We start from the raw sequence: 4,967 nt of genomic DNA, 5'->3' as shown, positions 1-4,967 counted from the left end.
TCACTGTCGAAAACTGCGTAACTCTTTGAATCTCAAGGAGTTTTCCGTTTCGACTGCGCCGGAAGTGGGGCGAATTATAGACCTTTGGAATTCGCCGTCAACCCCCAATTTCAACTTTATTCAGATTTCAGCGTAATACGTGCAAAAGCCTTCTTGCCGGCCTGGCAAACGTGAGTCGTGCCCAGTACATATATAAAGGAGCGATCAACCACTTCGCCATCGACCCGGACTCCGCCCGCCGCCAACAGATCTCGCGCCGCCGCTGAGTTCTTCACCAAGCCAGCCTTATTAAGGACGGCAGCGATTGGCATATCCTCAACCGAAGACAGTTCGATCTCAGGCAAGTCATCTGGAAGTTCGCCATCCTTCATGCGGTTGCCAGCGCCTCGGTGAGCGTTCGCCGCAGCCTCTTCACCATGGAAACGCGCAACGATCTCTTCAGCGAGTTTGATTTTGATGTCACGTGGATTCGCCCCAGCTTCGACGTCAGCCCGGAATGCGTTGATTTCATCCATCGAACGGAAGCTGAGCAACTCGAAGTAACGCCACATCAGCGCATCCGGGATGGAAACCAGCTTGCTGTACATGACGCCCGGCGCTTCCTGGATACCGACATAGTTGCCCAGCGACTTGGACATCTTCTTCACGCCATCCAGACCTTCCAGCAATGGCATGGTCAGAATGCACTGGGCTTCCTGGCCATAACCACGCTGCAACTCGCGACCCATCAGCAAGTTGAATTTCTGATCGGTACCGCCCAGCTCGACATCGGCGCGCAGCGCGACCGAGTCATAACCCTGAACCAGCGGATAGAGGAACTCGTGAATAGCGATCGGCTGGTTGGTGGTATAGCGCTTGTCGAAGTCATCGCGCTCAAGCATGCGAGCAACGGTGTATTGCGAAGTCAGCCGAATGAAATCCGCCGGCCCCATCTTGTCCATCCAGGTGGAATTGAAGGCAACTTCGGTTTTCGCCGGATCAAGGATTTTGAAAACCTGAGTCTTGTAGGTCTCAGCATTTTCCAGAACCTGCTCACGCGTCAGTGGCGGACGCGTGGCGCTCTTGCCACTCGGATCACCGATCATCCCGGTGAAGTCACCTATAAGGAAGATCACCTGGTGCCCCAGCTCCTGGAACTGACGCAGCTTATTAATAAGCACGGTATGACCAAGATGCAGATCCGGAGCGGTAGGGTCGAAACCAGCCTTGATACGCAGCGGTTGGCCGCGCTTGAGCTTCTCGACCAGCTCGGACTCGACCAATAGTTCTTCCGCACCACGTTTAATCAGCGCTAGCTGCTCTTCAACCGACTTCATAACAGACCCGCAAGGCTCAGATTCAAAGGGAACCAACCATACAAGAACGCGCACCAATTACAAGTTTTGCCCGGCGCACGGACACCAATCCACAGACCCGAGGTCTGTAGACTTGCTTCAGCGATGATTTGGTTATATTTTATACAGTTATTTCATCTTCATCATGTCATTCATCTTTTCCAATTCATCTATTTCAAAGTCAAAAATTACCTATGACCACAGAACCGTCTAAAGCGCCCCCGCTTTACCCGAAGACCCACCTGCTCGCCGCAAGTGGAATCGCCGCCCTTCTCAGCCTGGCGCTGCTGGTATTTCCCTCCAGCGATGTTGAAGCCAAAAAGACGACTCTGAGTCTTGAACTGGAAAGTCCCGCTGAACAACTGACACAAGATCAAGACGCTGCTGATGCGACTCAAGCCACAAACGAGCCCGTAGCTTCGCCGTTCGCACAAATCGAAAACAGCGACGAAAACGCCGCGCAAACCGCTGAAACCGCGCCGTCACCTGTAGCCCCTGCTGAGAAACCAAAAGAGCCTGGGCACCGCGAGGTCGTGGTTTCCAAAGGCGATACGCTGTCTACCCTGTTTGAAAAAGTCGGCCTACCGGCAGCCTCCGTGCACGAAATACTGGCAAGCGACAAGCAAGCCAAGCAGTTCAGCCAACTCAAGCGCGGTCAGAAACTCGAATTCGAACTCAGCCCGGAAGGCCAGTTGACCAGCCTGCACAGCAAGGTCAGCGACGTTGAAACCATCACCCTGACCAAGAATGACAAGGGTTATTCGTTCAACCGAGTGACTGCCAAGCCAACCGTTCGCACTGCCTACGTCCACGGTGTCATCAACAGCTCACTGTCGCAGTCCGCAGCCCGCGCCGGCCTTTCTCACAGCATGACCATGGACATGGCCAGCGTCTTTGGCTACGACATCGATTTCGCGCAGGACATTCGTCAGGGTGATGAATTCGATGTGATCTACGAGCAGAAAGTCATCAACGGCAAGGCTGTCGGCACCGGCCCGATCCTGTCGGCGCGTTTCACCAACCGCGGGAAGACTTACACCGCTGTTCGCTACACCAACAAACAAGGCAACAGCAGCTATTACACTGCCGATGGCAACAGCATGCGCAAGGCCTTCATCCGTACGCCGGTTGACTTCGCCCGCATCAGCTCGAAGTTCTCCATGGGCCGTAAGCACCCTATCCTCAACAAGATCCGCGCGCACAAAGGTGTCGACTATGCAGCGCCGCGAGGCACGCCGATCAAGGCTGCCGGTGACGGCAAAGTGTTGCTGGCCGGTCGTCGTGGTGGTTACGGCAACACCGTGATCATTCAGCACGGCAACACTTACCGTACGCTCTATGGCCATATGCAGGGCTTTGCCAAAGGCGTGAAAACCGGTGGCAGCGTCAAGCAAGGTCAAGTCATTGGCTACATCGGTACAACTGGCCTTTCCACCGGCCCGCATTTGCACTATGAGTTCCAGGTCAACGGCGTTCACGTCGATCCGCTGGGCCAGAAGCTGCCGATGGCCGATCCGATCGCCAAGTCCGAACGCGCGCGCTTCCTCGCGCAGAGCCAGCCGTTGATGGCGCGCATGGATCAAGAGAAGGCTACCATGCTGGCTTCGAGCAAGCGCTAAGCCATGGCCCTGTATATCGGTGTGATGTCCGGAACCAGTCTCGACGGGCTGGACATCGCCCTGATCGAGCAGACCTCGGCGATCAAACTGATCGCCACCCACTACCTGCCAATGCCTGACTCCCTGCGCGCCGAGCTGCTTGGCTTGTGCGCCAGCGGCCCCGACGAGATCGCCCGTTCGGCGATTGCCCAGCAACACTGGGTCGAACTTGCTGCGTCAGGCATCCACGCCCTCCTCGCGCAACAACAGCTTGAGCCCGAAGCCATCCGCGCCATCGGCAGCCACGGTCAGACCATTCGCCATGAGCCGGCGCGCGGGTTTACCGTGCAGATCGGTAATCCAGCCCTGCTGACTGAGTTGACCGGTATTACCGTCGTCAGCGATTTCCGCAGTCGCGATGTCGCAGCGGGTGGCCAAGGTGCGCCTCTGGTGCCAGCCTTTCACGAAGCGTTGTTTGAAGAGCGTACTGGTAACCAGGCAGTCTTGAATGTCGGCGGATTCAGCAATCTCAGCCTGATTGAGCCGAACAAACCTGTATCCGGTTTCGACTGCGGGCCGGGGAATGTTCTGATGGACGCCTGGATTAGCCGGCAACGGGGCGAGAACTATGACCGGGACGGCAAATGGGCTGCGACCGGCAAGGTTGAACCAACCCTGCTCAAGGCACTGCTCAGCGACCCGTTCTTCGTCGCCAAAGGCCCGAAAAGTACCGGCCGCGAAGTCTTCAATCTGCCATGGCTGGAACAGCATCTTTCGAACCTGCCAACCTTCGCAGCCGAAGACGTTCAGGCCACGCTGCTCGAACTGACGGCGCTGACCATCGTCGAGTCGCTACAAAGCGCTCAATCGGACACTCAGGAACTGCTGGTTTGTGGCGGCGGCGCGCACAACGCCACGCTGATGAGACGTCTGGCGGATCTGCTGCCAAATACCCAAGTCGCCAGCACCGCAACTCACGGCGTTGACCCTGACTGGGTAGAAGCCATGGCCTTCGCCTGGCTGGCGCATTGCTGCCTCGAAGGCATCGCCGCCAACCGGCCAAGCGTCACCGGCGCTCGCGGCCTGCGCGTACTCGGCGCCATCTACCCGGCATAAACTTCAGATACAAAAACGCCGCAGAACCGAAAGGCTCTGCGGCGTTTTGTTGTGTGCGCTGAAGCGCGATCAGATCGAGAACGACGAACCACAACCACAAGTCGTTGTGGCATTCGGGTTCTTGATCACGAAGCGCGAACCTTCCAGACCTTCCTGATAATCCACCTCGGCACCGGCCAAGTACTGGAAGCTCATCGGATCGACCACCAGGCTCACGCCTTCGCGCTCGACGATGGTGTCGTCATCGGCCACGTCCTCATCGAAGGTGAAACCGTATTGAAACCCTGAACAACCGCCGCCCGTAACAAATACGCGCAGCTTCAAGCGATCATTCCCCTCTTCATCGACCAGGCTCTTCACCTTGTGCGCAGCACCTTGAGTGAATTGCAAAGCCGTGGGGGTGAAGGATTCGACGCTCATGCTGACTATCTCCCGGCGTTACGCCGCCATAATGCGTGATGACGCGCATTATCCGCTTGTCCTAGAAAATTGGTCAACTATTAGAGGAGCAGCGGCAAGCTTCAAGCGGTGAGCTTCAAGCCTGCCTCTGATCTCTTGTAGCTTGTGGCTTGAAGCTCGTAGCTGCTTTTAAGGCAGCATGCCGGCGTGTGACAGGCCGAAGCGCTCGTCCAGTCCGAACAGAATGTTCATGTTCTGCACCGCCTGGCCCGAGGCGCCCTTGACCAGATTGTCGATCACCGAGAGCACGACCACCAGATCGCCATCCTGTGGACGATGCACGGCGATGCGGCAGACGTTGGCGCCACGCACGCTACGGGTTTCCGGGTGGTTGCCGGCTGGCATGACATCGACGAACGGTTCGTTGGCATAGCGCTTTTCGAACAGTGCCTGCAGATCAACCGAGCGATCCGCTACTGTCGCGTAGAGCGTGGAGTGAATACCGCGAATCATCGGCGTC

Annotated in this window: 5 protein-coding genes; 2 read left to right on the top strand and 3 right to left on the bottom strand. The window is 56.9% G+C overall.

Annotated features, from left to right (window positions below; all coding sequences use genetic code 11):
* Positions 1–116: 116 nt before the first annotated feature.
* Positions 117–1,316, bottom strand: a complete 1,200-nt coding sequence (gene tyrS, locus OQK_RS13815; protein WP_016772931.1) for a tyrosine--tRNA ligase — start codon at positions 1,314–1,316, stop codon at positions 117–119.
* Positions 1,317–1,528: 212 nt separating this feature from the next.
* Here tyrS and OQK_RS13810 point away from each other — a divergent pair, with 212 nt between their 5' ends.
* The gene (locus OQK_RS13810) at positions 1,529–2,953 is read left to right on the top strand and encodes a peptidoglycan DD-metalloendopeptidase family protein (RefSeq protein ID WP_016772930.1); all 1,425 of its coding nucleotides are present in this window, start codon (positions 1,529–1,531) and stop codon (positions 2,951–2,953) included.
* A 3-nt stretch (positions 2,954–2,956) separates the two neighbouring features.
* Positions 2,957–4,048 (top strand): anhydro-N-acetylmuramic acid kinase, encoded by a 1,092-nt coding sequence (locus tag OQK_RS13805; RefSeq protein ID WP_016772929.1) that lies wholly within the window; start codon positions 2,957–2,959, stop codon positions 4,046–4,048.
* A 69-nt stretch (positions 4,049–4,117) separates the two neighbouring features.
* On the opposite strand, the gene erpA is transcribed toward OQK_RS13805, so the two are convergent.
* Both erpA and OQK_RS13795 read right to left on the bottom strand, forming a co-directional pair.
* Positions 4,118–4,468 carry an iron-sulfur cluster insertion protein ErpA gene (erpA, locus tag OQK_RS13800; RefSeq protein WP_007918905.1) on the bottom strand — a complete coding sequence of 117 codons (351 nt, stop codon included), beginning with the start codon at positions 4,466–4,468 and terminating at the stop codon, positions 4,118–4,120.
* Positions 4,469–4,636: 168 nt separating this feature from the next.
* Positions 4,637–4,967 (bottom strand): Asd/ArgC dimerization domain-containing protein (locus tag OQK_RS13795; protein WP_274380868.1); only part of this gene is annotated, 331 nt, incomplete at its 5' end.

It is taken from the genome of Pseudomonas sp. R62 (genome assembly GCF_000257605.1).
Classification (GTDB): domain Bacteria; phylum Pseudomonadota; class Gammaproteobacteria; order Pseudomonadales; family Pseudomonadaceae; genus Aquipseudomonas; species Aquipseudomonas atacamensis.
Note: the sequence above shows the minus strand (reverse complement) of the source record. Positions and strands in the feature narration are given on the sequence as shown.

Bases quoted from the DNA above. Each gene is read 5' to 3' on its own strand.
- tyrS (WP_016772931.1), bottom strand. From the start codon at position 1,316: ATGAAGTCGGTTGAAGAGCAGCTAGCGCTGATTAAACGTGGTGCGGAA.
- OQK_RS13810 (WP_016772930.1), top strand. From the start codon at position 1,529: ATGACCACAGAACCGTCTAAAGCGCCCCCGCTTTACCCGAAGACCCAC.
- OQK_RS13805 (WP_016772929.1), top strand. From the start codon at position 2,957: ATGGCCCTGTATATCGGTGTGATGTCCGGAACCAGTCTCGACGGGCTG.
- erpA (WP_007918905.1), bottom strand. From the start codon at position 4,468: ATGAGCGTCGAATCCTTCACCCCCACGGCTTTGCAATTCACTCAAGGT.